Source organism: Buttiauxella sp. AC038 (genome assembly GCF_979253565.1).
Window position 1 is genome coordinate 2,243,003 of sequence record NZ_CEEDCQ010000001.1, and the last position, 24,967, is coordinate 2,267,969.

The following is a 24,967-nucleotide window of genomic DNA, read 5'->3' on the forward strand; positions in this document are numbered from 1 at the left end:
AAATAAAATGTCTGAAAGCTTAACAAAACCAGAGCCTGGCTTGTCCGGAAAAGCGCTGCGCCGTGTCGTTATTGGTAGTTTTGCTGGCGCGCTGTTGGAGTGGTATGACTTCTTTATTTTTGGCACCGCAGCAGGCCTTGTTTTTGCACCTCTATTTTTCCCTGATAGTGACCCTTTTATTGGGTTGATCGCTGCATTTGCTACCTTTGGCGTAGGCTTTTTAACACGCCCTTTGGGCGGAATTGTTTTTGGGCACTTTGGTGACAAGGTTGGCCGGAAGATAACCTTAATCTGGACGTTAGGTATTGTTGGCACCTCAACCTTTCTAATCGGTTTTATTCCCACCTATCAGGATATTGGTATTTGGGCTCCCATTACCCTTATGGCATTGCGGCTAATCCAGGGTTTTGGCCTGGGTGGAGAATATGGTGGGGCGGCGCTGATGACGATTGAATCTGCGCCAGAGTCTAAACGGGGCTTTTTGGGGTCGCTACCGCAAACGGCGGCATCAGTGGGCATCATGTTAGCAACCGGTGTTTTTGCTTTGTGTAATTCCTTGCTAACGCAGGAACAGTTTCTATCGTGGGGTTGGCGTATCCCGTTCTGGTTGTCTGCCATTATGCTGGTGGTTGGGATGTTCATCCGCTTGCATACGGAGGAAACCGCTGATTTTAAAAAGCAGCAGCAGCAACCAGAGTCATTAAAAGCACCGCCACCACTGATTGAGCTTTTTCGTAAACACCCCCGCAATATTTGGCTGGCCTTAGGTGCCCGCTTAGCGGAGAGCGTTTCTTCTAATATTATCAACGCGTTTGGTATCGTTTATATTTCGACGCAGTTGGCACTTTCTCGTGATATACCACTTACCGGAATGCTAATTGCGTCAGCAGTTGGGATTATCTGTTGCCCATTGGCGGGGTGGATTTCTGACCGGGTAGGTCAGCGTAAAATCTACTTGCTGGGTGCAGGTTTCTGCGTGCTTTATGCCTTTCCGTTTTTTCTTCTGCTGGATACCAGAAGCACCCTCATTATTTGGTGTAGCATGATTGTGGGCTACAACTTTGGGCCAACGATGATGTTTGCCGTTCAACCTACACTTTTTACCCGTATGTTCGGCACTCGCGTACGCTATACAGGCCTTTCCTTTGCTTACCAGTTTTCTGCCATTCTTGGTGGAATGAGCCCACTCATCGCCTCAAGTTTACTCGCGTTGGGAAAAGGGGAAGTCTGGTATGTCTCTCTGTTTTTATTGATTGTCTCTGTCGTGTCATTTATCTGCGTCTGGCTAATAAAACCCGAAAAAAATGAATCGCAAAGGGTGGCACGAAATAAGGTTCATCATACTTATCGACATATAAGGAAACAGTACAATGGAAGATAAAATATGCTTTGATCATCATCGGGCTTTACGTAAGGCATTTGACACGCCGTGGCCTGGTCCTGAGGAGGCAGATATCACTCTTAAGCATGGCCCAATAAGTTTGCGTATTGCTTCGCATGATGGGGCGAGAATCACATCACTACAGGCATATGGCTATGAGCTTTTGCGGCAATGGCATGGTGAACGACGTGCATTTCAGTATGGATGTTTCCCCATGGTGCCTTGGGCTGGACGCCTGGGGTTTGGTATCCTCAACTTCAAAGGGAATGATTACGCGCTGCCGGTTAATAAACCGCCACATGCACTACATGGTATGGCGTGTTATACCCCATGGGAGGTGGTTGCATGTGGCACAGACTCAGTGACCATGCAAATGAAACTGGCTGCTCCCTGGCCTTGGCGAGGAGTCGTGACGCAAAAGATAGATGTCACTCACGAAGAAGTGCGTCTGCGTCTTGAAATTCACTCATCAGATGAGGATTTTCCGGCTTCAGCGGGTTGGCATCCATGGTTTGCAAAAGTTATAGGTGAAGAGGGGAGCAAGCAACTAAACGTTCATTTTGATGCTGATTGGCAGGAGCAGACGGGTGAAGATGAATTGCCGACGGGCTTGCGTACCTCTATGCGTCCAGGTCCATGGGATGACTGTTTTGGTTTTGACCAAGGGCTGCAAACGCGCCTGGAATGGCCCGGGAAAATCAGACTTGAAATGACCTCAAACGGCAAAAGCATGGTCATCTTTGACAAACAACCGGATGCCACCTGCGTTAATGCGATGAGTCAGGCCCCTAATGCGATAAACATTTCGCCGGAAGTCGTATCCGTTCAATCGCCACTGATAATAGAAACGCGTTGGAAAATAACACCATTAGCATAATCAATAAGGGCGGTTACTCATCAGTTTAATCGCCCACTTACCATCACTTTTTTCGGCATGTAACTCTGCGATATATAAGCGCTTGTACATATCATTGCTTAATGCTGTAGTGAATAATACACAACATTAGGCCTTCATAATCTTCACCTGTTTGCAACAAATCAACATTCATGATCTGTATCAAAATCATACCATCCATATAAAATATATATACCAAAGCTATGCGCCATATCATTGCTTGAGGATAGGGGGATATATATATTCAGCTCATCGCCTACCGGTGTGATAAATACACGGTTTTAACTATATTACGCAGATGTAACGAGGTTAATTTTCATGATTAAAAATGCATTCGTGGAAAAAAATAGTGAAGGAAATATTGTCGTTCGTGTAGAAGATAAACAGTTATCGACATTTGATGATTATAATTCCGCATTAGAATGGGCGTTTTCAATTGGTTATCGTGTTTACAAAAAAGAACCTACTACCGATAAGCACGAAGAGTGTTGGGTTAAATATATGCCTACGAGCCATCTATAATTTTGTGTCAGATATACTATCATCATCTGGTTGCAATAGAACCTTTAAGCATCTGATCCGCTTTAATTAATATTGATTTAATAGGCATGCGAATGGAGTTAAGACATATTCGTTATTTTCTGGCCGTTGCCGATGCCAAAAGTTTTACCTATGCAGCAGAAGTGCTGGGTATTGGCCAACCGCCTCTCAGTATACAAATACGAGATTTGGAAAATGAAATTGGTACCAAATTGTTTCATCGCATCGCCCGAGGCGTTGAATTAACCTCCGCGGGTACCGCATTTTATGATGCGGTAAAAGTGTTGCCGGGTTTGGTAGAAGAAGCAAAATCATCAGCACTTCTCGCTTCGCGAGGCGAACTGGGGGTGCTTAAAGTTGGTTTTACTTCATCTTCGGCATTTAATTCCGTGGTCACGCGCAGTATTAAGAAATTCAAAAGCGATTACAAAAATGTCAGTCTGCAATTAGATGAGGCACATACCGATAATCTCATTAAAGCCGTCGAAAATGGCGCTATTGATGTGGCTTTTGTTCGTACTGACCATCTATATAGTGAGCTACTGGAGCTGCATTTAATTCTCCAGGAGCCTTTGACCATTGTGTTGCCTGAGCAGCATTCGTATATCGCGCAAAGCCATATCACATTGAATCAGCTGGCAAACGAAGAGATGATTTTGTGTCCGCGAGATTACAGTGTGCACCTGCACGACACTATAGTTGCGTTGTTTGAAAAAGCAGGTTGTGTGCCTACGGTGAAGCAAACTGCACCACAATTATCATCCATTATTAATCTGGTTTCTGCAGGCATTGGGGTCTCGATTGTTCCCTCCTCAATGAAAGCCATGAGTCACTCATCCTCCGGTGTTGCATTTTATGATATCGCGGAAGAGGGCGCTTATATTCCATTGTCGATAGTCAGCCGGGTACATGAACGCTCGCCAATTGTGAAAAAGTTTATTAATAATGTCGCTGCAACACAGGCTGAAATAATTGCTGGCAAATAAAAATATCAACTTAATAATATATATCAATAAAAACGGTATCTGTCTTATGTCTGACAGGTATCGTTCAGTCCATGAAGTATAAAGCAATAGCTTAAATGCAGGGTAACCCAATGTACTTGTCAGTTTTTATTGCCAGGGCACTGTTTATCCAGAGTAAAGAGTGAATGAAAAAATCTATCTTTGCAGTGCGTCGTGACAGGCCATTAACTCCTCGTGAATTATATATCCATCGCAATTACCGCATAATACATGGCATCCGCATCGCTGTAGCATTCGTACTGACATTCCTGATAATCAGGATGGCGAATTTACCAGACCACTCCTGGCCACTTATTACACTCGTGGTGGTTATGGGGCCAATAAGCTTTTGGGGGAATGTTATTCCTCGCGCATTTGAACGTATTGCAGGTACGTTAACCGGTGCGATATTGGGTATCATCGCTTTGCATATTGAAATGTACTCCTTGCCTTTAATGATGGCATGGTGTGGTTGTGCACTATTTATATGTGGTTATTTAACAATGAGTAAGCGCCCATATGCCGCCTTACTTATTGGTATCACAATGGCAGTGGTAAGTAGTGCTCCGGCTGGTGATTTCCAAACTGCGTTATGGCGAAGTACAAATATTATCCTTGGTTGCATTCTGGCGATGGTTTTTACCAGTATCTACCCGCAACGGGCCTTTATTCACTGGCGTATTCAGTTAGCGGACTTTTTGACTGATTTTTCGAAAATAAGTGCTACGGGCTTCTCCTGGAATGTTCTGAGCCGCCCGAATTTGACGAAACTGGACTCACGAATACTCGGGAATGTAGTGAAAATGCGCAGCCTGCTTATGCCGGTCAGTCGAGAGGCAGGAATATCTAAAACGCTTCTAAATGAGATTCAGTCCATTGCCCGAGATATGATTGCTACACAAGGATTACAGGCTAATGCTCATTGGGCCTCGCGCAGCAGCCGCTTTCTTATTCTGAATTCGCACACTCTTGCACAAGTGCAGCAGATGACTCAGCAAACGTTGCAAACACTGGCCGTGGCGCTGCATGAGGGAAATCCATCACCCGCAGCGGCAAATAGTGAGCGCTTGACTGACATAACGAAAGAATTGCATGAATTGTTAGTAGCCCACGCCGGGGATGAACTCGTTGAGAATGCTATCCACGGGTATGTCTGGTTGAGCCTTCAACTTGCTATCAAACTTGAAAAACTATCAACTTTAATCACTGAAGCCTTAACCGAGCAGAGAGGTTAATACATCTGGGGTGAACCAAAGTTTAGTGGAATCATTTCAGCTACCAGGCTCGTTTTGATACCAGGCACTGTGGGGACGGGGTTTTCATTTATACATAATAAGATGACGAACTAAAGCTGAGTGCGGCGAATTTCCGTCTGTTTAAGTCGGTTACGAATGAGTGTCATCACGCGTTCTGTGACCGGTGGCAGAACTCTGTCCGTAAGCCGAAGTATTCCGAGCGTCAATGTCAGAGAAAGTGGGGGAGTAACATGAAGTTTCACCACTTTTCCTGCCTCCACGTCATTGATCATTGAGATATCAGTGGCGGCGAGGATAGCGTTACTTGAACTGAGCAAGTATTTGACGATTTGGAAGTCGTTACTTTGCACATCGAAATTGTTGTAAAGCCCCGATGATAACCCGTACAGCTCTTCCATATGTTCAACTACTGCAGGGTCAAAATACCCTGAAGCAATCACCATTGGCCAGCACTTGAGCTGGGCGATATCAATGTTCTTCTGCTGCGCGATAGGATGTTGGCGACTGGCGTACCATGCAAACCCGCAGGTAAAAAGAGCTTCTACGGCGAGGTCTTGTTGATGGCGCGCAATACTTGTATCCCCCACGAAGAAGTCAATTTGTCGGTCGCGTAGCAAATATAGCAACGGGCCTGATGTTTCCACGCTGACTTTAATCTGTACTTCCGGAAGCGTATTGAGCATCGTCTCGATAAGCGGGCCAAGTAATTCATCTATGAGTGACGATCCCATTCCCAACGCAACGCGCCCGGTTTCCCCTGATTGCATCATCTTCAATAAACGTTTGCCCTCCTTCTCATTCATCAGCATCCGACGTGCCGTCGCCACCCATGCTTGCGCGTAGGGTGTTGGGCGCAACCGGCGGTCAGTACGGATAAAAAGCGGCACGTTTAGCTGCGCTTCCAGTGCTTTGATACTGCGTGAAAGTGCGGGTTGGCTTAGATGTACAGCCTCCGCCGCGGCACTGAGTGAGATGTTCTCCATCAGTGCAATAAAGTGCTGTAGCTGGCGGGTATTCATACTTCCTCCACTTGCAGTTTATGCATGGAAACCGTCCTGATTCTGCATTTCACGCAATCAAAACAAACCATTAACATTTAATTAATCTTTGTTCAATGGGAATCCCCTATGCAAACGGTCAAACCCGAATTACCCCGTCCTGTGGTGGCAGTGATCTGCGATCGAATTAGCTACTTCCAGCACAATGTTCATGCTGTACCTGAAACCTATTTGCGCGCTTTGCATGAAGCAGCAGGTGTTATGCCTGTTCTTATTCCAGCCTGTCCTGAGCTGCTGGATTTAACAACACTGCTAGCCACTGTTGACGGTGTATTACTGCCTGGAAGCCCCTCGAATGTGGCGGCGGAACGCTATAAAGCTGAGCCGCTTCCTATAGAAACACTGAGAGATCTGCATCGCGATGAGGCGGTCTTCTCACTCTTGCCGTCGGTTATTGCGCAGGGCATTCCCTTGATGGCGATTTGCCGAGGATTTCAGGAGTTGAATGTCTTTTATGGCGGCACTTTGCATCGTGCCGTCCATGAAAGGCCGGACGCGATAGACCACAGGGAGGGAGATCACGCGCGTGCCATTGAGGAATGGTACGGAGACAGTCATCTGGTCAGCGTTACGCCGGGCGGGTTGCTGGCAACGTTATCAGGAACTCAGGCCGTCAGGGTGAACTCACTACACCACCAGGGGGTTGATCGCCTCGGGCAAGGATTACGTATCGAGGCTTTTGCGCTTGATGGACTGGTAGAAGCGTTTACCGCACCTGAGGCCCCTGGTCTTGTGCTCGGATTACAGTGGCATCCCGAAATGTCGCTTGGACACAGTCCGCTTGCACAACAACTCTTCACAACATTTGGCGACTCATGCCGCCGCCGTCAGCAATCCAGACTTTCCACTAAATCGACAGGAGACAATGATGAGTTCATTAGCGCATATGCTGTTTAGCAGGAACTATGCGATGTCACGGCAGGCATTCCTTGCTGCTGCTCAAGCCCGAGGACTCGCTGTTGATAGCTACATTTTGGACTTGCCCGGTGTTGAGGGAGAAACGCTGGCGACAGACGTGGTGCTTGATGGCCCGGAAGATGCGGAGAATTTGATTATTACCATCAGCGGTGTTCATGGTGTAGAGGGATATCCTGGCTCGGCAATCCAAAAAGGGTTGTTGGAGATGGGGCCAATAAACGAGCGCAATACCGCTATTTTGCATGTTCATGCAATCAATCCGTGGGGATTTTCCTGGTCGCATCGTACCACTCAGGAAAACGTCGATTTGAACCGCAACTTTGTCGATTTCAATCAAACACTACCTGCTAACGAACGTTACAGCGAGATTCACGATCTGTTGCTACCTTCAAGTTGGCCTCCACCGGTAGATAGCGAAGATAAACTTCGAGAATTGGCAAAACTGTGGGGTGCTAAGGGTTTCCAGTGTGCGGTAAGTCTTGGGCAATATCGGTTTGCTGATGGGCTTCACTATGGCGGAGATAAACCGACCTGGAGCAATGATACCTTCCGTGCGATTTTGCGTCGTTATGCAACACGCTGCCGTCGGATAGGCTCACTGGATATTCATACTGGGCTTGGCCCTTATGGCTATGGTGAGCGGATTTTTGGTTGTGAAGATGAAGGGATTTCTATTAAGCGGGCTCGTGACTGGTGGGGCGACACTATTACTTCGGTAAATACCGGTAGTTCTACCAGCGTTCCGTTAACGGGGCCGATTCAAGCCGCTCTGTTTCGTGAGTGTGAGCAGGCACAGCAGACCAATATTTGTCTGGAATATGGCACTTATCCGCAATCACAAACGGTACTGGCAATGCGCGGAGCGCACTGGCTAACACGTTATGGTAGCGATGACCCACGACAATGTGCCGCTATTCGTCAGACGCTAAAAGATGCTTTTAACCCGCAAGATCCCTGGTGGCAGGAGGCTATCTGGGCCCAGGGGAAACTGGTGTTCCAACAAGCCGTAGCGGGTATTAATCGCAATCAAGACTGACATATTCCTGGAGAGTCGCATGAATCACAATACCGAGCGTTTGGCGCAGGGTGGTGGCGCAGTACCAGCACAGCCAGTTCATTGGCGGGTGATTGTTGCCGCCGTCGCAGGCAATGCTTTTGAAGTTTATGATTTTGTTATTTATGCCTATTTTGCTGTTTATATTGGACAGACATTTTTCCCTATTACCGGGGATTACGGCAGTCTGCTGGTGGCAACGGCGACCTTCGGGGTCGGATTCTTCACGCGTCCATTGGGCGCACTGTTTATTGGTAGTTACGCAGACCGTGTCGGGCGTAAACCCGCGATGATTCTTACCGTATCGCTGATTACGCTAGGTACGATGGGTATAGCACTCACGCCCAGTTACGCCAGTATCGGTATGATTGCTCCGGTGATTGTTGTGTGCTGTCGCCTGTTACAGGGGATTGCTCTGGGCGGCGAAATTGGCCCAGCGACATCGTTGCTAATCGAATCAGCCCCGGCAGACAAACGTGGCCGCTATGCATGTTGGCAGATAGCAAGTCAGGGTATTGCGGTCACTACCGGGGGGCTGATCGGTGTGATTATTACGCTTGCGATGTCACCTGAGAATTTGCAAAGTTATGGCTGGCGCATTCCGTTTATCTTTAGTTTGCTGATGGTTCCACTGACCATTTATATTCGTCGCAATGTTCCCGAGACGCTGCATGCGGAGGATAAAAAGGAAGATAAAATCGTTGATATGCTCAAAGGCATGTGGCGTGACCATCGCCGTTTTCTGATTATCGGGTTGGGTGTCATGCTCGTCGTCAACGTCACATCGCAGTTGATAAACTACATGACATCTTATGCCATCAAAACGCTTCATCTTGATCCGAGTATTGCCCAAACCAGTATCCTTATTGCCGGGCTAATGTCGTTTTTTGGCGCGCTGGCAGCGGGAAGGTTGTGCGATAAATATGGGCGTAAGAAGGTGCTAATCTTGCCGGTAGTTGTGTTGTGCATCGTAGTCGTGCCACTGTTTTCATGGCTGCATGAAGCACCGGATGCGACACGTTTGCTGACGGTGACCTTCGTCATATCGGCTCTGATTGTTTTCCCGACTACCGCCGTGTTGGTTATTGTGCCGGAGATTTTGCCTGCCGGTTATCGCAGCACTGGCACATCGCTTATCTATGCGCTCGGGTCGGCACTATTTGGTGGGACAACACATTTTATTCTGACGGCACTTCTTGCGTGGACTAATCATCCTGTGGCCCCTGCCTATTATGTATTGTTTGCTGCAGCCGTCAGCTTGTGCGCGATGTCGTTGCTGCCGGAAACGCGAGACCTCGGCGTAACGGCAAACCCGATGCGGCAAAAGAGGGTGGCAAGCCTGCCCATTCCAAAGCAGGAATAGAGGCAATAAACAGCCGACCAATTGATCCAGTTTATAATTGAGCAAAATACTTAACTGCATAATACTGGCCGACCTCCGCAGGTGCGGGGTTAAGCGCCAGCTTTTTCTGGCGACCGAAGGTATATCTCAATGGAAAGGCGAAACTTTCTGAAAAGCGTTGCAGCACTATCAACTATTGGTTTGGTTCGTCCGGCATTTTCAGGAACCAAACGTGTTGATGATCCGGCAATTGCATCTTCTGATACCTCCCGCCGTTTTGTGGTCACACAAACGTATAGTCTCAAAGCGCCGGCAGGTTCCCAGGGCAAAGTTAATTTGTGGATACCTGTACCAGAAGACACTTCATTTCAGACCTTGCTCGACCTTTCCTTCAACGGTAACTACCAGAAAGCCAGCCTGACGGCTAATAACCGTTATGGTGCCAGAATGTTATTTGTTACCTGGCCGGATTCTGAAGGCTCGCTGGATATTCGCGTTGATATGACGGTCGAAACCCGTGATTGGGAAGTGCTAAAAGACAATAAACTGGCCGACTGGTTGTTGCCTGAGCAAGACGCAGTCATCCCGGACGAAATTAAACCTTTCTTGCTGGCAACTCCCCATATTCCTGTCGACGGTATCGTAAAAGAGACTGCACTGAAAATTGTTGGTGGCGAAAAAGCACCGATAAAACAAGCTCGTTTGATTCACGACTGGGTTAGCACACACATGCATCGCGATGATGCTGTGATTGGTTGCGGTACAGGTGATGTGGGCGAAATATTGAAAGCGGGTAAATTGGGTGGTAAATGCACCGACATTAACTCCGTCTTTGTCGCGCTGTGTCGCGCAGTTGGGATTCCTGCGCGCGAAATGTTCGGTATTCGTCTTGGTGCCAGCCGCCTCTTGGGGCAGTATTCGAAGAAAGCTTTCGGCAGCGCTGATGAGCAGGGTATTGCAAAAATAAATGGTGGCCAGCATTGCCGCGCGATGTTCTGGCTGGCGGGCTTTGGATGGATCCCGGCTGACCCGGCAGATGTCACCAAAATGCGTTTGACCGAGAAGAAAGAGAATGGTGATCCGGCTGTAAAAGCGGTTAGCGATTATCTCTTTGGCAATTGGGAAATGAACTGGGTGGGCTTTAATCACGCACGTGATTTCGCGCTTTATCCAGCAGCAGAACAAGGTGATGTCAACAATCTGGGTTACCCATATGCCGAAGTAGATGGCGATCCTTTAAACTTCTACGACCCGGCAGCATTTAGCTATGACTACGTCAGCACCGAACAGCATTAAGGGTAATTTAGTCACGTTGCTGGCGGCATTAATTGCCGCTGGCGCTTCAACACTGTGCTGCATTGGGCCGTTGCTGTATCTGTTGTTTGGTATTTCAGCTGCAGGACTCACAGGGATCCCGACGCTACCCTGGTTACAAATTCCCATGGTAATTGTCTCCCTGGGATTGATGGTTCGTGGATTCTGGCGGCTCTATTTGTCCCCTAAGCCAATATGCACAAGTGTTGTCAGCCGCCGCGTGCTGGTCTTGTTGTATTGGTTATCAGTGCCATTGGTACTGTTCCTGACCACTTATCCGTATGTCTTACCCTGGATTTGGGAAAGTATGGAATGAAGAGATTTTTATGCCTGGGGCTGTTTTTGTTGACGCCTCTAAGTTGGGCGGCCAATAAAATGGTCACTATAGATATAGGGCAGATGAACTGCCCGCTCTGCGTGATTTCGATAAATCAGGCTTTGCGCAGTACCGATGGGGTTATCAAAGCAAAGGCGTCATTAAAAACGCATCAGGCACAAGTCATTGTTCCGGACAATTTTGATAATCAACAACTGCTGTCGGCAATTGCTAAAACAGGATTTACTGGCCAAATTCACGCGGTGACTGAGGCACAATAATTCCTGTTACCGCGACGATTGTGATTGCTGGAAGCTCATTGGCGAATCACCACCTCCCGTAGAGGTGGTGATTGTTTATTTGGCGGAGCGCCCCATTAAGCGGATAAGCAACCCGCACAGTGCCGCGAACGTTGCCAGCCCAACCATTCCCGTCCAGTCGAAGGTTTCCAGCGCTTTACTACCCAGCGTTGCACCTACTGCCATGCCGATAAACACCACGGTAAACATAATGGCGTTCAGGCGACTACGGGCAGCCGGATTTAACGCATAGATGATGGTTTGATGTGCCACCAGTGAGGCCTGAATACCCAGGTCAAACCCGACCGCACTAATGGCGATAATAGCCAGTTGCACAGGGACGGGAACAAACGGCATCACAAACATCAGGGCAAAGGAGATAACAACCAACGCGGCTGCAATTTTCGTGACGAAATCAGGGCCACGACGGTCAGCAAGTGAACCTGCCAGCGGTGCGGCGAGCGCTCCTGCTGCACCTGCCAGGCCAAAAGTACCGGCTACGGCAGAGCCCATATGGAAGCGCTCTGCCAGCATAATCGCAAGCGTTGACCAAAAAGCGCTGAACGCAATCGACAACAACCCTTGTGCCAGAGCGGCACGACGTAAAGTCGAATACTCCATCCACAGTTTGCCTAATGAACGCAGTAGCGCGGGATAGCGTAGTGTGGTTTGCGGCTTGAAAGAGGGTAGTACGTACCAGAGTGTCAGCGTGACGACCCAAACACCTACCGCCGCAATAGTATAAACACTACGCCAGCCCCATAGTTCTGCCACGATGCCACTAAATACACGTGAAAGCAGAATGCCCGCCAGAAGCCCAGTCATTACCATTCCCACGGTTTTACCCCGATTGCTGTCAGAGGCCAGTGTGGCGGCGGCAGGGATAATATCTTGCGCTACGGTCGCAACCAGGCCAATTGCCAGACTGCTGAGTAATAGCACATGCCAGGAAGTGGAGAATCCACACAGCAGTAACGTCAACGAAAGCAGGGTGCCTTTAATCAGAATGATACGACGGCGGTCAAAGCGATCCCCAAGTGGGGCGAGCAACAAAATGCCGAGCGCATAACCAATTTGCGTCAGTGTGGGTACCAGGCCGACATCACCGACACGGGCATGGAACGTGCTGCCGATAATCCCCAACATTGGCTGGCTATAATAAATTGAGGCAACACTCAGGCCCGCGCCAAGGGCGAGGAGAAAAACGATTTTGCCAGACAGCATGGTGTTGGACGTTGATGTGGTCATTGTGGAAAGCTGGCTCATGGCTCGCTCCAGTGGGTTAATGTGCGGCCATTCTTGTCGTTTTTTGCTTTCGGCTGTAGCCCCCGCAGGGGTAAAACTGTTATACACTTAACGTATGAATAAAAACTTTAATCCCGCTGGCGACCGTATAGCCATTTTGCAAACCTTTGTGCGAATCGTTGAGAGCGGCAGCCTTTCAGCCGCAGCCGCACAAATGGATACTACCCAGCCAACAATAAGCCGACGCTTGCAAAGCCTCGAACAAATGCTTGGCGTTAAGTTAATCCAGCGTACTACCCACACCATGAAGCTGACAGATGACGGCGAACGCTGCTATCAGCATGCCCGCAGGTTGATTGAAAAGTGGCACCTTCTGGAAGATGAAGTTAGTGGTGCAAGGGACGAACCGGCCGGGGCGCTGCGCGTACGTGCGCCACACGCATTCGGGCAGGATCAACTGATTGGGCCGCTTGGCGATTACCTGGCGCGCTATCCGCAAATCAATATTGAGTGGATTCTTAACGATCGTTCGCCGGACTTTATCCCTGAAGGAATGGATTGTGCGATTCATGTTGGGGCAATCACCGATCCTTCTGTGGTCGCCATTTTACTGGCGGAAGTGCCGCGTATCGTGGTGGCTGCTCCTTCACTACTTGCAAGCCATGGGCCGGTTAATGAAGCCGCGGATTTGGTGAAATTCCCGTGGGTGGCGCTGAGTAGTTTTTATCGCAATGAAGTGACGTTAAACGAGGGAACCAGCGGCGACCCTTTCCGCTTCGATATTACCCCGAGACTGAGCACGGATAGCCTGTACGCGGTGCGTAAGGCAGCTTTAAACGGATTGGGTGTAGGGATGGTTTCATCATGGGTTGTGAAAGAGGATTTGGCGGAGGGCACGTTGCAGCATGTTCTCCCTAACTGGCAGGCTGCACCTTTACCCATCTATCTGCTCTATCCTTACGCGAGTTACTACCCGGCACGTCTGCGCAAATTTATTGAGCTAATGAAAGAGGTGATGCCAAGTCTAACCGGCACCCGATCTGCGCGTTAATCAGGCCGCGAGCCATTTACCTTTTTCAGTACGTCACATTAATGGTGACGGTATCGGCGTAATTATCCGGGGCGTAATTTGCATTGGGTACGGTTGCGTAAACGGTATATGCAGTGGTCGATCCGGTACCGGTGCCATTGACACTGTTTGCTGTAATACTTCCCCATGGAGTCCCGGACTGGCCCGACGTTGAACGCAGTTGATACGGGACTAAATCTGTATTGCTCCCGCTCCCGCTGGTTTTCATTTGCCCGCTGCCTGTGGTACTGCCGTTCGATGGACTAAGCCCTATCGAATAAGGGGTATTATTCGAGCAGGCGACACCAAGAGTATTACTCGATCCGATATTGGATTGATTCATTGTTACCGGGCCAATACTTATATTATTGACGAAGCTAATGTTGCATTGCTTGGTCACGACTGCGGTCACGTTAAACGGGAAACTCGGGCCGGTTCCATTGCCGCAGTCAGCTGGGGGGAGAGCCAGGCCTGTATTCGTGGTAACACTTGCGGTGGCAGAATTAAAAACATCTAAATAGCTACCGGGAGCCGCGGTGATTTGGGGTGTCGTAAGCTTTGCGTAAACTGTCAGACTACCCGTTACGGGCGTGAGATTGAGGAGCGCTATTTGGGCCATGGGAGGAGGGGTTCCAGCCTGGTTCTGATTTCCCCAAATTACAGTATGAGCTTGGTTTTGATAGAGTTGATAGTTCAATGTGCTGGCTGGTGGGCCAGCAAAAGACATGCCGTGAGGGTTAGTCTGGCCATTACTCGACGCGCCAATATTAAAGCAAAGAGTGATCGCGCTAAGCACATCTGTAAGGACTTTGCTGCACGAATAGCTGAACGTCATCGACGTTTCAGCACCTGTGCTGGACAGTGGACTTACATTCCCAAAATTAATGGGCTGCACGCCACTGATTGAGCAACTTAGCGCGTGGCTAACACCAGGAAACAAACTTAAGACTGCGAAGAAAAATAACGCTCTTAAACGCATATAGGTTTCCTTTCTCTTAACAAGTGCAATTCATCTCGTCCTTAACGACAAACGAGTGGGCCAAGTTGCGCAATGCTGGCAGCCTTCTGCGGGTAATCGAACTGCACTGAGCAAGTGCCTTTGGCGGCCATCACTTTTAATGTGTTATGCAGTTCCAGCGTATCGAAATAAACCAGACCATCAAAACCCACGATGGTTTGCTGGTTTTGCTTAGCATTCAGCTCTACCTGTGTCCCTTCCTCAATCGGTTTTCCTTGTGTATCAACCACGATTATTTGCGCGGCGCGAACCGGTGTAATACCAAATTTGACTAGCGAACCAGAACGGTCGGCAGGTGTTGCGTAAGCATTAACCTGGTCGATACGCGTATTGGCGGGTAAGTTCATCGGGTCGATGCTTAACAGATTATTTTCATAGCTTTTAATTGGCGTCACTAGCAGCAAGCCCTGGCTGTTGCTGGTGCCGATGAGATTGTTTTGCAGTTTGATTGGCAAATCAGGAATACCGTCGGTGGAGACAACGGCAAAGCCATCATCAATTGTGCGCGCGGCAAACAAACCGCCCCCCATCATCACCAGGGAGCCGCTACCACCAGCATAGGCATACTGCGTATCGGAAGTGCGGTTAAAACCGCTGTAAACTTTGCCATAGCGACCCAGGTAACCCAATTCTCCCTGGCCGTTTTGTTGGGAAGATTGTTGGCTTGCTGCAAGATTCCAGCCCCAACCCCCATCTGAAGGTTGGGTACGGCTGGCATTAAGCATATAACCGTTTTCATCATTCGTGCGTTGTACTGTGCTGCTGGCGCTAAGGTTATTACTAAGGATAAATGTGGCAGTCAGGTAGAGGTTCCGATCCCGGCTGTCGTCTACGTTTTGATTCACGCCAGCAGTGAGGTAAATATTATTTGCTACCGCCGCATACCAGTTTGCACCCGCGTAACGTACTGAGGTTTCCTGTGGGTAGCGATATTGCAGGTAGCTCAGACTGACATTGCCATATGAGGGCATGTTGTAGCCAACGACAACATTGCTATTAAGTGATGGCGGTGCTGAACCATAGCGGCTGGCGATATCACGGTAATCACCTGCGGTGGCAATCGTCGAGGTGCTGAAGTTAAAATTGCTGCCAATCCAGCGATAACCCAGGCTATACAACATTCCGTTGTCACCCGCGTCGGTGCTCATAGCCAGAGACGTTGATAGGGTGCCAACACGACCGCCAGGTATCCAGTCCATACTGAATCCAGAATTGAGCAACTGTTTGCTTACTTCAGAATGAACGCCACCTGTAAAACTGTTACTGATACCCCGCCGCCAGGTTCCACTAAAGGAAGGTGTGCTGGCGTAATCAAATGAAGAGATCCCGTAATTTTCGCGTACCACCCCCAGTTCAGCTGACCATTGTGTCAGCCCTTCGCGTAATAGCTGCTGATCCTGGTAAAAGGAAAAGCTCTGTGTCGTCGTTCGACCCAATGCATCAGTCATATTCACCTGTGCGTAGCCCGCACCGCTGATATTAGGCTGGGTGTTGATTTCAAAATTCCCCGCAGGCACTTCTCCGTTATAATATTTCATGCCATTTATAAATAATTCCACATTTGACGGTACCGTTGCCGAACCTAAAAAAGAGGGTAGCGGTGTGGTCGGCATATTAGGTTGCAGGTTGAAATCAGTGCCTATTTGAATACCCGCGATGCGTGTCGGGCGCGACCATGTGAGGCTGCTGGTGAGTGTGTCACCGAGGGTTAAGCTAAGGAGGCGGTCAGGAAACGACGACCGCCACTGCGTATCAAGGCGACTGAAATTGTTATCGGCCGTAACTCCATCAGTTTGCGTGGAGTATTGAGTTAATTGAGTTGAGCTCAGCACCCCTGCTGAATTAAATGCGCGTAATTCAGTAAAGCTGCTGACGTTACTTCCGTCGCCTTGCGCTGCGTAAACATCATAATTGAGTAACATGCCCCGTGATGTGGAGACGACCGGCGGAGGAATATCAACTTGATTGAGTTTGGTGGTATTTAAATTCAAGGTGCTAAGAGGGGCAGTCAATTTCAGTGTTTGTGATGAAACATTATAATCAAATTGTAATTGACTTAAACTATCAAGACGAATCGATTGGGCCGATTCATCAGGCAATTTAAACCCTATTTTTTGTAGTGTTTCTTTGTTGCTATATAATTTACCAGCAAGCTCACTAAAATGTTCGATGCCAATATGGTTTCCATTCAAAGTGACGTCAAGATACAAATCTATTGCATTAGAATGTTCGTTATCGTTACTAATCACTGGTGTGATGGAATTATTATCATTGGCCAAGGTAATTCCTGGCGCTAATATTCCACCGAGCAGAAGAACTATCATTATTCTAATGATTACCTTAAAGTTCCTGCACCTTTTTTTGTCCATTTATAGTAACTTCTAATTTGCTTCCGGGGGCAGTATCCGAGGCAGGGAAAGGCAATTTCCAGCGCATGGTTGCGCCGGGAAGTACGTATCCCAATAGCCCCTGTGTTATTTCTTTTCTTCTACCTTGCGTGTTGATATATGAAGCACCAGACAACTGAGCATGGCTATTCCCCTGATTGCTCACTTCAAGAAATGCTTCACTACCAATACGTTGGATTCCCCACTGCAATTTTGCTGAATGCTCGCTGGCACCTTTAGGTTGAATAAAAACGGGAACTGAATAATGCAAAACGAACTGAATTTTATTTTTTTGTAGTTCGGCTGGAGGCAGTTCATTGATTGACAGCCTATAAGCTTCCTCCACAGTATTTGAGGCAGGCCCCATGTGAATCACTCGAATCAACTGTTTCTCACCGGGTGCCAGTTTGAGCATTGGCGGGCTAATAACCAGATTCTGAGAAGAGTTGAGCTGGTCTTCATAACTTTGCTGGTTCCAACTATAAACACGAACTTGCGCATTTATGGTCTCTTCACCCTGGTTCATTAACCAGATGCCATCAGCATTTTGTATACTTTGTAGGGTCAGTGTCACAGGCGAAACTTGTAGGCCGCTTGCCACCGTATTTTGTGCAAATACTGCCGCCGATAACAGGCACATAACCCCAATAACCGTTCGCGTCTGTGGCTTCATATTTATAAATAGTCCTTTATATTAATAGTTTACGTTAACGGTTACAGTGTCTGCATAGCTATCAGGTGCGAAGTTTGCGCTGGTGGCAACTGCATATACCGTATAGGTTTGCGCCACTCCTGAACCAGTTCCACCAACACCGTTGCCTACTGCGGAGGTGGTGGCAGTATTACCCCAGACGGGACCTGTGCCTGATGTTTGATGTAATTGATAAGGGACTTTATCGCTGTTTGTTCCACTGTTATCGACCGATGACATAGATCCAGCACCTGTGGTATTGCCACCATTGACGGTGGATGGTGCAAGGCCGATGAAATAAGGCGTGGTTCTTGAGCACTGGACAGTAAAGGAGCTATTCCCGGTTGTGTTAGTTGCAGTACTACCGACAGAGCCCAGATTAATATTTGCCCCGCTGCCAGTGGTCACAACGCACGAAGCAGTAATAGTAATTTGTACCTGAAATGTGTTGGTTGCCACGACGGCATTTGCAGATGGAACAAAAGCAAAAATCATGAAAGGAAAAAATATGCGCATTTTAATGATTGATTTCATATCTTTGCACCTATTCAGATACCTGCGGTTTGTCAATAATGCATACGGATGAATGTCGAATGTCTATTAAAACCATAGGATCAGGTGCATTTTTATGCCAATTTCGGGATGCATTAAGTTTTTTAATATGATCAGATACGCACTTTAAGTTTTATTAGGCGAGTTTGATAATTACATGCAGGAAAGTCTGCTATAAGTCATTTCGACCTGAGATGCGGGATATAAAAATTAGCAATAATAGAATAATTTCAGGTGCAAACAATCACAAAGGTAAATGAAATGTGGTTTGTTAACTTTCTAATTCAGAAGGATATTTTTTATTTTGATAAAACAATAGCTCAAGATCAGGATTATTGAAATGGGAATGCATGAGGTATTTATGGTGGCAAACTGCTCACATGATTGAGGTTAATATATGGTGATGCGACCGAAATTATTCGGTTGTATGAAAAAGAAATAAAGCTAAAACTTCGGCCCAGACATTAAATTTCACTATTAAAAATAATCAAACAGTAATCGAAAAACATTAAGCCTGTTACAGGGTGGTGACATTACTACTGGATGTTTGTTCATAGGTAATCAAACAACCAGGACCTTCTCATGCTGTTATAAATGTGTAACAAAACCTTCTTACACTGCTCACTTCTGATAACAATATCGAAAGGAAGCCATGATGAGCAGACCTCTTAAGCCGTTGTTTAAACAGGAACACAACGACGAAATCAGCAACCGCAGCACCAACCCCGTTTTTTCAGATGTTGCCAGTGCGTATTTGAGCCGGCGCCGATTCCTGCAAATGGGGGCAGTCGCGGGCGCCGTAGTAGCCTTCCCGACGTTGCTAAAATCCCAAGCTGCATGGGCCGTAGAAACGGCTCTGGCACGTCCTTCTTCCCTTGGTTTTACCAGTATTGAAGTTTCAACGGATGATACCGTGCGGGTGCCGGAAGGCTACATCGCGCGACCATTTTACCGCTGGGGAGACGCCGTAGGTTTAAAGGGTAACCTGCCGGAATTTAAAACCGATGGCAGTAACACTACTGATGAACAGGCCGCTCAGGCGGGAATGCACCACGATGGTATGGCATGGTTTAGTTTGCCGCAGGGAGGAACCGAGCCGAATCACGGTTTACTGGCGATGAACCACGAATACATAGACAACGGTTTGCTGTTTAAAGACGGTGTGGCGAACTGGAATCTGGATAAAGTGCGCAAGGGCAAAAATGCTATGGGCATTTCGGTTATTGAAGTGAAAAAAGAGGGCGATAACTGGAGCGTGGTTCGTCCTTCTGAGTTTGCGCGTCGTATTACTGTCAATACACCGATGACCCTCACTGGGCCTGCCAAAAATCATGAATTAATGAAAACTGCGGACGATCCGCAGGGGCAAAGGGTGCTTGGTACTATGCAAAATTGTGCCAACGGCCATACACCGTGGGGCACTTACCTGACTTGCGAAGAAAACTGGTCGGATATTTTCGTTAAAAAAGCTGCGCCAAATGCCCTTGAAAAGCGTTATGGCATTAGCGACAGTGATGAATCCTATCGCTGGAACGAAGTCGATCCGCGCTTTAGCGTAGATGCAACGCCTAATGAGCCTAACCGTTTCGGCTGGGTGGTAGAAATCGACCCTTATAATCCGTCATCGACTCCACGTAAACACACGGCATTAGGGCGCTTTAAGCATGAAGGCGCTGCGATTACCCTGGCGGCGGATAACCGTGTAGTTGCTTACATGGGTGATGATCAGAAATTCGAATACATCTATAAGTTCATTTCCAAAAATCAATATGATGCGAGCCTGCGAGATGCCGCCATGGACCTGCTCTCTGAAGGCACGCTGTATGTGGCGAAATTCAATGACGATGGTAGTGGCACCTGGCTGCCGCTGGTATATGGGCAATCGGGCCTTGATGAAACTAAAGGATTTGCCAGTCAGGGTGAGTTGCTGATTAAAACGCGTCTTGCTGCTGATGCCGTTGGTGCCACAAAAATGGACCGCCCTGAGTGGATTGCGGTCGACTCGCACGCAACGGGCAGTGTTTATTGCACCTTGACCAACAATAGTGACCGAGGCAAGGAGGGCAAAGCACCTGTCGATGCTGCCAACCCGCGCGCTAATAATGTCTACGGCCACATCATGCACTGGACGGAAGAGAACGGTGACCCTGCATCAACCGCCTTCAAGTGGGATATCCTGGTGCTAGGCGGCAAGCCGGATAGCACAGATGAGAAAACCAAAGGCTCAATGAAGGGGGCAGAGTTTGGCAGCGCAGATGGGTTATCATTCGACCATCGCGGTGTGTTGTGGATTCAGACCGATGTCTCCTCCAGCACTATCAATAAAAAAGCCTATGAGGGAATGGGCAACAACCAGATGCTCGCCACTGTTCCAGGTACCAACGAATATCGTCGTTTCCTGACCGGGCCACGTGGCTGTGAGATAACTGGCATCGCCTTTACCCCAGATAACCGCACGCTATTTATTAATATTCAACACCCCGGTGAACCTGGTGATGATATCAGCGATCCGGCAAACCCGACTGCCGTCTCCACCTGGCCTGACGGTGATAAAAACAGTCGCCCACGATCTTCCACTGTGGTTATTGTTAAAGCTGATGGCGGAATTATTGGTAGCTAACAAAATAGCCTCTACAGTTGAGCGGAACAGGGATGTTTTGCTCAAAGCCTGAAGAAAAGGTGAGGGGATAACAATGGCAGTCGAACGTTCTTCTGAAAAATGAGCGATCGGAATGGGACGTCGCAGCATCAACTAAACAAAAAGGGTAGCCCAATGAGGCTATCTTTTGGCTCCAGCTTCATTTAGTCATCTTGTGAATGTTGCCTGGAGCATTAGTAACACATTGTCTTCATTGCCCTGGTAAGCAACAAAAATCAGAGATACTAAGAAAAGAGTTTTAATAGGAATTAAGTAGAGCAGTCGAAATATAGCTGGATTAGTTAGGATTTTATGTTCGGAGAGATAAAGCTTTGGATGTTTCTTTATGAATGGTGCGTCCGAGTGGACTCGAACCACCGACCCCCACCATGTCAAGGTGGTGCTCTAACCAACTGAGCTACGGACGCACTGTTTGTTGCGGTAAAACTTAGAATGGTGCGTCCGAGTGGACTCGAACCACCGACCCCTACCATGTCAAGGTAGTGCTCTAACCAACTGAGCTACGGACGCACTGTGTTGTCTGTGACAACGGGGACGAATATTAGCGGCAGCCCCTGAGCCTTGCAAGCTTTAAACCACAATTTTCTTCCATATTTCACTCGTTTGCTGCGCATCTGTGCAACCCGCTGGAAAAATAGCCGCCAAAACGGCGGCTATTCGGGTTTATCGTGCGGCGCGCTGCAAAATAGTGATTGAAGGCTGACGTTGCAACCAACGCATCCGCAGCATCATCATAATCGCAGCAGACGTTAGACCGATGATAAAGCCGGTCCAGAATCCTGCTGGCCCCATCGGTTCAACAACCCAATCAGTGAGTGCAAGAATATAGCCGCTTGGCAATCCCAGCACCCAGTAGGCGATAAACGTTATAAAGAAAATGGAGCGTGTATCTTTATAACCACGTAGCACACCGCTGCCGATAACCTGCACGGAATCGGAAAGCTGGTAAACCGCCGCCAGTAGCATCAGGTGTGCCGCCAGCGCGACAACTTCCGGATTGCTGTTGTAGAGCAGGGCGATGTGTTCACGCATCACGATGGTGAAGATAGCCGTGAGGGTTGCCATGCACATACCAACACCAATACCTGTCCAGGCGGCGGTTTGCGCATCGAGTGTTGAACCCTGGCCCAGACGGAAGCCCACGCGGATAGTGACTGCCGCTGAAAGTGACATCGGCAAAACGAACATCAGCGAGCTGAAGTTCAGAGCTATCTGGTGGCCTGCAACGTCGACAATCCCCAATGGTGCGACCAGCAGTGCGACAACCGCAAACAGTGTCACTTCAAAGAACAGAGCCAGGGCAATCGGCAGGCCCAGTTGGGTCAGGCGATATATGACTTTCCAGTCGGGCTTGATAAAGCCTTTTGGCAATTTCAAATCGCGCATTGAGCGTGCTTTTCGCACATAAGAAATCATGAAGAAAAACATCACCCAATACACCGCAGCTGTTGCTACACCGCAACCTACACCGCCGAGTTCCGGCATGCCAAAGTGGCCGTAAATAAAGATGTAGTTGACCGGAATATTGACCAACAGACCAATAAAGCCCATCACCATACCGGGTTTGGTTTTTGCCAGTCCTTCACATTGGTTACGGGCAACCTGGAAGAACAAATAACCAGGGACGCCCCACAGCAGCGCGCGTAAATAACCCACGGCTTTATCGGCAAGTTCTGGGTCGATATTTTTCATCGCATGAATGATATGGCCCGCATTCCACAGGACAATCATGATCAGCGCCGAGACAAATCCCGCCAACCAGAAGCCCTGGCGAATCTGGTGAGCAATACGCTCACGACGGCCTGAACCGTTGAGTTGCGCGACGGTAGGCGTCAGCGCCATTAACAAGCCATGACCAAAGAGAATGGCGGGTAGCCAGATGGATGTACCGATTGCCACAGCGGCCATATCGGTTGCGCTGTAGCCACCGGCCATCACGGTATCGACAAAACCCATTGAGGTTTGTGCAATCTGCGCGAGGATCACGGGTATCGCCAGTGCGAGTAACTGGCGGGCTTCAACTATGTACTTCTGCATTTGAACACCTGAATATTTTTAGTTATTAGAAAGACAGCAAGACCGCCAGAAATGGCAGAAAAATAGGAATCGCAGGGGAATTAGCCTGACTATTGTAGCGGCAGAAAACGAATACGCCAGCCAAATAATGGTGGGGTAGTGCGGATAGCTGGTAAGCATTTTTTCCAACTGTTAAAGTGATGTATTACACATTATCAGCCGCCAAATTATTACCAGGAGCTTTACGATGTTTACAGGTATTGTGCAGGGCACTGCAACCCTGGTCTCCATTGATGAGAAACCTAACTTCCGTACGCACGTCATTGAAATGCCCGACGCGATGTTACCTGGCCTTGAAACAGGGGCGTCGGTTGCGCACAACGGCTGTTGTTTGACGGTCACAGAAATCAATGGCAACCACGTCAGCTTTGATCTTATGAAAGAGACGCTGCGCATCACCAATCTCGGCGAGCTAGTGGTGGGCGACAGTGTCAACGTTGAACGCGCCGCCAAATTTAATGATGAAATCGGCGGGCATCTTATGTCCGGTCATATTATGACCACCGCTGAAGTGGCGAAAATTTTAACTTCAGAAAATAACCGCCAAATCTGGTTTAAAATGCGCGATAAAACGTTGATGAAATATATCCTGCATAAAGGATATATCGGCATTGATGGTATTAGCCTGACGGTGGGTGAAGTGACAGCATCGCGTTTCTGCGTGCATTTAATTCCTGAAACGCTTGAACGCACCACGCTTGGCAGCAAGAAACTTGGCAATCGTATTAATATCGAAATTGACCCGCAAACCCAGGCAATTGTAGATACCGTTGAGCGCGTGCTGGCACAGCGCGAAGCGACTTTGGATGCGTTACTACCGAAGGCGTGAGGTTGAAACGGTGGATTATGCCTACGGCTTATCCACCCTACAGTTTCGAGCGTTAGGTCGGATTAGCGTAAGCGACATCCGACTGTGTTAAGCAATCAACAAACTTCCGCGCACCAAATCACTGGTATGCCGTTCACCAAGCAACAACTCTACCGCCCGACGGGCAATACTCTCCAGCGGATATTTAATTGCGGGAATAGCATTCGAACCAGGCATTCGGGTTGAGCCGTCAAGACTGAACACCATCACCTGCTCAGGTACTTTTAACTGGTATTGATTGAGCATCATCACTGCTTCTTGCGCCTGCGTATCATCGGTGACCAGCAGCGCAGAAAACTTCACTCCACGGTTTATCAAGCGTTGTAGCGCAATGCGCACCGATGATTCATCGTCAATTACCAGTTGGCGGTTGAAGGGCACCACATGGTTGTGAAGCGCCTGATGATAACCTTCAAGTGTGAGCGCTGCCGCTTCACCACTGGCAAAGTTAATCAAAGCGATTTGTCGCCGCTTTTGATTGCATAAATAGTGCACTGCCGTTTCGGCAGCAAAAATATGGTCACACTGGATACTGAGGTTATGTGAACCGCTCAGGCAATCAATCAACATGATTTCGTCATCAAGTTCCGGTAACGGAAAACGAGCGCCCACCACCACTAATGCATCACATAACCCATTTGAAAGCTCCTGAGCTGCCTGGGCCACACTGTCATGGTCATTGGCAAAGCGTAACAACAAATGTTTCTGATGCTGATTAAGCTGTTTCTCAAGTGCCTGCAGATAACCCGTTGACTGCTGAATATGTTCGGTTGCGCAGATAACGCCAATGCAATTGGTTGACTGGGAACTCAAAGATTGAGCGATAGCATTCGGCTTGTAGTTAAGTATTTCTGCCGCGCGTAAAACGGCCTGACGACTCTCTTCTTTCACGCCGCGACTGCCGCTTAAAACACGCGAAACGGTTGCTTTAGAAACCTGCGCCAGGCGTGCTACATCATTAATATTCGACATGGTGTGAGTTTCCCGCTTCTCAGCCAGAAACGGGCCTCGCGGCCCGTATGCGG

22 protein-coding genes and 2 tRNA genes are annotated in these 24,967 nt (G+C 48.3%); 14 read left to right on the forward strand and 10 right to left on the reverse strand.

The features are described from left to right. Positions 1–7 precede the first annotated feature (7 nt). From AC0IXI_RS10665 to AC0IXI_RS10685, 5 genes are all read left to right on the forward strand, one after another. Positions 8–1,381, forward strand: a complete 1,374-nt coding sequence (locus AC0IXI_RS10665) for an MFS transporter (protein WP_410370129.1) — start codon at positions 8–10, stop codon at positions 1,379–1,381. Next, positions 1,371–2,258: an aldose epimerase family protein gene (locus AC0IXI_RS10670; RefSeq protein WP_471682381.1), complete on the forward strand. Its 888-nt coding sequence runs from the start codon at positions 1,371–1,373 to the stop codon at positions 2,256–2,258. Before AC0IXI_RS10665 ends, AC0IXI_RS10670 begins: the two co-directional genes overlap by 11 nt. A gap of 336 nt (positions 2,259–2,594) precedes the next feature. Next, positions 2,595–2,798: a hypothetical protein gene (locus AC0IXI_RS10675; protein ID WP_134182240.1), complete on the forward strand. Its 204-nt coding sequence runs from the start codon at positions 2,595–2,597 to the stop codon at positions 2,796–2,798. Positions 2,799–2,890: 92 nt separating this feature from the next. Next, entirely contained in the window at positions 2,891–3,802 is a 912-nt protein-coding gene (locus AC0IXI_RS10680; RefSeq protein WP_166671929.1) for a LysR family transcriptional regulator, read from the forward strand. 185 nt (positions 3,803–3,987) lie between these two features. After that, complete coding sequence (locus tag AC0IXI_RS10685; protein WP_471683224.1) at positions 3,988–5,055, forward strand: FUSC family protein; 1,068 nt, start codon at positions 3,988–3,990, stop codon at positions 5,053–5,055. 110 nt (positions 5,056–5,165) lie between these two features. Here the strand turns inward: AC0IXI_RS10685 and AC0IXI_RS10690 are convergent, their stop codons facing one another. Beyond that, complete coding sequence (locus AC0IXI_RS10690) at positions 5,166–6,095, reverse strand: LysR family transcriptional regulator (protein ID WP_471682382.1); 930 nt, start codon at positions 6,093–6,095, stop codon at positions 5,166–5,168. A gap of 150 nt (positions 6,096–6,245) precedes the next feature. Between AC0IXI_RS10690 and AC0IXI_RS10695 the strand changes: the two genes are divergently transcribed. The 6 genes from AC0IXI_RS10695 (at position 6,246) to AC0IXI_RS10720 (ending at position 11,359) form a co-directional block, all read left to right on the forward strand. After that, positions 6,246–7,031 carry a gamma-glutamyl-gamma-aminobutyrate hydrolase family protein gene (locus tag AC0IXI_RS10695; protein WP_471682383.1) on the forward strand — a complete coding sequence of 262 codons (786 nt, stop codon included), beginning with the start codon at positions 6,246–6,248 and terminating at the stop codon, positions 7,029–7,031. Then, a complete protein-coding gene (locus AC0IXI_RS10700; RefSeq protein WP_471682384.1) occupies positions 7,003–8,088 on the forward strand; it encodes a M14 family metallopeptidase in 1,086 nt (361 codons plus the stop codon). Before AC0IXI_RS10695 ends, AC0IXI_RS10700 begins: the two co-directional genes overlap by 29 nt. Positions 8,089–8,107: 19 nt before the next feature. Then, positions 8,108–9,469, forward strand: coding sequence for an MFS transporter (locus AC0IXI_RS10705; RefSeq protein ID WP_471682385.1), 1,362 nt, complete (start codon positions 8,108–8,110; stop codon positions 9,467–9,469). A gap of 129 nt (positions 9,470–9,598) precedes the next feature. Then, positions 9,599–10,744: a transglutaminase-like domain-containing protein gene (locus AC0IXI_RS10710; protein WP_413499006.1), complete on the forward strand. Its 1,146-nt coding sequence runs from the start codon at positions 9,599–9,601 to the stop codon at positions 10,742–10,744. Next, the gene (locus tag AC0IXI_RS10715) at positions 10,716–11,078 is read left to right on the forward strand and encodes a mercuric transporter MerT family protein (protein ID WP_134182255.1); all 363 of its coding nucleotides are present in this window, start codon (positions 10,716–10,718) and stop codon (positions 11,076–11,078) included. The genes AC0IXI_RS10710 and AC0IXI_RS10715 overlap by 29 nt, the downstream gene beginning before the upstream one ends. Next, positions 11,075–11,359 (forward strand): heavy-metal-associated domain-containing protein, encoded by a 285-nt coding sequence (locus AC0IXI_RS10720; protein WP_471682386.1) that lies wholly within the window; start codon positions 11,075–11,077, stop codon positions 11,357–11,359. The genes AC0IXI_RS10715 and AC0IXI_RS10720 overlap by 4 nt, the downstream gene beginning before the upstream one ends. Positions 11,360–11,434: 75 nt before the next feature. On the opposite strand, the gene AC0IXI_RS10725 is transcribed toward AC0IXI_RS10720, so the two are convergent. Continuing rightward, positions 11,435–12,643: an MFS transporter gene (locus AC0IXI_RS10725; RefSeq protein WP_471682387.1), complete on the reverse strand. Its 1,209-nt coding sequence runs from the start codon at positions 12,641–12,643 to the stop codon at positions 11,435–11,437. 94 nt (positions 12,644–12,737) lie between these two features. On the opposite strand from AC0IXI_RS10725, the gene AC0IXI_RS10730 reads away from it, so the two are divergent. Beyond that, a complete protein-coding gene (locus tag AC0IXI_RS10730; protein ID WP_471682388.1) occupies positions 12,738–13,673 on the forward strand; it encodes a LysR family transcriptional regulator in 936 nt (311 codons plus the stop codon). A 25-nt stretch (positions 13,674–13,698) separates the two neighbouring features. On the opposite strand, the gene AC0IXI_RS10735 is transcribed toward AC0IXI_RS10730, so the two are convergent. Genes AC0IXI_RS10735 through AC0IXI_RS10750 form a run of 4 tightly spaced genes read right to left on the reverse strand, consistent with a single transcriptional unit; the run spans position 13,699 to position 18,321 of the window. Then, entirely contained in the window at positions 13,699–14,670 is a 972-nt protein-coding gene (locus AC0IXI_RS10735) for a Csu type fimbrial protein (protein ID WP_064511782.1), read from the reverse strand. Between the two features lie 41 nt (positions 14,671–14,711). Beyond that, positions 14,712–17,033: a fimbria/pilus outer membrane usher protein gene (locus tag AC0IXI_RS10740; RefSeq protein ID WP_471682389.1), complete on the reverse strand. Its 2,322-nt coding sequence runs from the start codon at positions 17,031–17,033 to the stop codon at positions 14,712–14,714. 16 nt (positions 17,034–17,049) lie between these two features. Beyond that, positions 17,050–17,769 (reverse strand): fimbrial biogenesis chaperone, encoded by a 720-nt coding sequence (locus AC0IXI_RS10745; protein WP_424222237.1) that lies wholly within the window; start codon positions 17,767–17,769, stop codon positions 17,050–17,052. Positions 17,770–17,790: 21 nt separating this feature from the next. Next, complete coding sequence (locus tag AC0IXI_RS10750) at positions 17,791–18,321, reverse strand: Csu type fimbrial protein (protein WP_064511779.1); 531 nt, start codon at positions 18,319–18,321, stop codon at positions 17,791–17,793. Positions 18,322–18,994: 673 nt separating this feature from the next. On the opposite strand from AC0IXI_RS10750, the gene AC0IXI_RS10755 reads away from it, so the two are divergent. Beyond that, positions 18,995–20,959 (forward strand): PhoX family protein, encoded by a 1,965-nt coding sequence (locus AC0IXI_RS10755; protein WP_471682390.1) that lies wholly within the window; start codon positions 18,995–18,997, stop codon positions 20,957–20,959. A gap of 369 nt (positions 20,960–21,328) precedes the next feature. Here AC0IXI_RS10755 and AC0IXI_RS10760 read toward each other — a convergent pair. The 3 genes from AC0IXI_RS10760 to mdtK form a co-directional block, all read right to left on the reverse strand. Next, positions 21,329–21,405: transfer RNA gene (locus AC0IXI_RS10760), tRNA-Val, on the reverse strand. A 26-nt stretch (positions 21,406–21,431) separates the two neighbouring features. Beyond that, a tRNA-Val gene (locus AC0IXI_RS10765) sits at positions 21,432–21,508 on the reverse strand. Between the two features lie 153 nt (positions 21,509–21,661). Beyond that, a complete protein-coding gene (gene mdtK, locus AC0IXI_RS10770) occupies positions 21,662–23,035 on the reverse strand; it encodes an MdtK family multidrug efflux MATE transporter (RefSeq protein WP_064511776.1) in 1,374 nt (457 codons plus the stop codon). Between the two features lie 226 nt (positions 23,036–23,261). Between mdtK and AC0IXI_RS10775 the strand changes: the two genes are divergently transcribed. After that, positions 23,262–23,903: a riboflavin synthase gene (locus AC0IXI_RS10775; RefSeq protein WP_064511775.1), complete on the forward strand. Its 642-nt coding sequence runs from the start codon at positions 23,262–23,264 to the stop codon at positions 23,901–23,903. A gap of 87 nt (positions 23,904–23,990) precedes the next feature. Here the strand turns inward: AC0IXI_RS10775 and AC0IXI_RS10780 are convergent, their stop codons facing one another. Continuing rightward, positions 23,991–24,914 carry a LacI family DNA-binding transcriptional regulator gene (locus tag AC0IXI_RS10780; protein WP_064511774.1) on the reverse strand — a complete coding sequence of 308 codons (924 nt, stop codon included), beginning with the start codon at positions 24,912–24,914 and terminating at the stop codon, positions 23,991–23,993. Between the last annotated feature and the right edge of the window lie 53 nt (positions 24,915–24,967).

Bases quoted from the DNA above. Each gene is read 5' to 3' on its own strand.
- AC0IXI_RS10715 (WP_134182255.1), top strand. From the start codon at position 10,716: ATGACTACGTCAGCACCGAACAGCATTAAGGGTAATTTAGTCACGTTG.
- AC0IXI_RS10710 (WP_413499006.1), top strand. From the start codon at position 9,599: ATGGAAAGGCGAAACTTTCTGAAAAGCGTTGCAGCACTATCAACTATT.
- AC0IXI_RS10675 (WP_134182240.1), top strand. From the start codon at position 2,595: ATGATTAAAAATGCATTCGTGGAAAAAAATAGTGAAGGAAATATTGTC.
- AC0IXI_RS10665 (WP_410370129.1), top strand. From the start codon at position 8: ATGTCTGAAAGCTTAACAAAACCAGAGCCTGGCTTGTCCGGAAAAGCG.
- AC0IXI_RS10745 (WP_424222237.1), bottom strand. From the start codon at position 17,769: ATGAAGCCACAGACGCGAACGGTTATTGGGGTTATGTGCCTGTTATCG.
- AC0IXI_RS10690 (WP_471682382.1), bottom strand. From the start codon at position 6,095: ATGAATACCCGCCAGCTACAGCACTTTATTGCACTGATGGAGAACATC.
- AC0IXI_RS10775 (WP_064511775.1), top strand. From the start codon at position 23,262: ATGTTTACAGGTATTGTGCAGGGCACTGCAACCCTGGTCTCCATTGAT.
- AC0IXI_RS10705 (WP_471682385.1), top strand. From the start codon at position 8,108: ATGAATCACAATACCGAGCGTTTGGCGCAGGGTGGTGGCGCAGTACCA.
- AC0IXI_RS10725 (WP_471682387.1), bottom strand. From the start codon at position 12,643: ATGAGCCAGCTTTCCACAATGACCACATCAACGTCCAACACCATGCTG.
- AC0IXI_RS10700 (WP_471682384.1), top strand. From the start codon at position 7,003: ATGAGTTCATTAGCGCATATGCTGTTTAGCAGGAACTATGCGATGTCA.
- AC0IXI_RS10680 (WP_166671929.1), top strand. From the start codon at position 2,891: ATGGAGTTAAGACATATTCGTTATTTTCTGGCCGTTGCCGATGCCAAA.
- AC0IXI_RS10670 (WP_471682381.1), top strand. From the start codon at position 1,371: ATGGAAGATAAAATATGCTTTGATCATCATCGGGCTTTACGTAAGGCA.
- AC0IXI_RS10740 (WP_471682389.1), bottom strand. From the start codon at position 17,033: ATGATAGTTCTTCTGCTCGGTGGAATATTAGCGCCAGGAATTACCTTG.
- AC0IXI_RS10755 (WP_471682390.1), top strand. From the start codon at position 18,995: ATGAGCAGACCTCTTAAGCCGTTGTTTAAACAGGAACACAACGACGAA.
- AC0IXI_RS10720 (WP_471682386.1), top strand. From the start codon at position 11,075: ATGAAGAGATTTTTATGCCTGGGGCTGTTTTTGTTGACGCCTCTAAGT.
- AC0IXI_RS10735 (WP_064511782.1), bottom strand. From the start codon at position 14,670: ATGCGTTTAAGAGCGTTATTTTTCTTCGCAGTCTTAAGTTTGTTTCCT.
- mdtK (WP_064511776.1), bottom strand. From the start codon at position 23,035: ATGCAGAAGTACATAGTTGAAGCCCGCCAGTTACTCGCACTGGCGATA.
- AC0IXI_RS10730 (WP_471682388.1), top strand. From the start codon at position 12,738: ATGAATAAAAACTTTAATCCCGCTGGCGACCGTATAGCCATTTTGCAA.
- AC0IXI_RS10750 (WP_064511779.1), bottom strand. From the start codon at position 18,321: ATGAAATCAATCATTAAAATGCGCATATTTTTTCCTTTCATGATTTTT.
- AC0IXI_RS10780 (WP_064511774.1), bottom strand. From the start codon at position 24,914: ATGTCGAATATTAATGATGTAGCACGCCTGGCGCAGGTTTCTAAAGCA.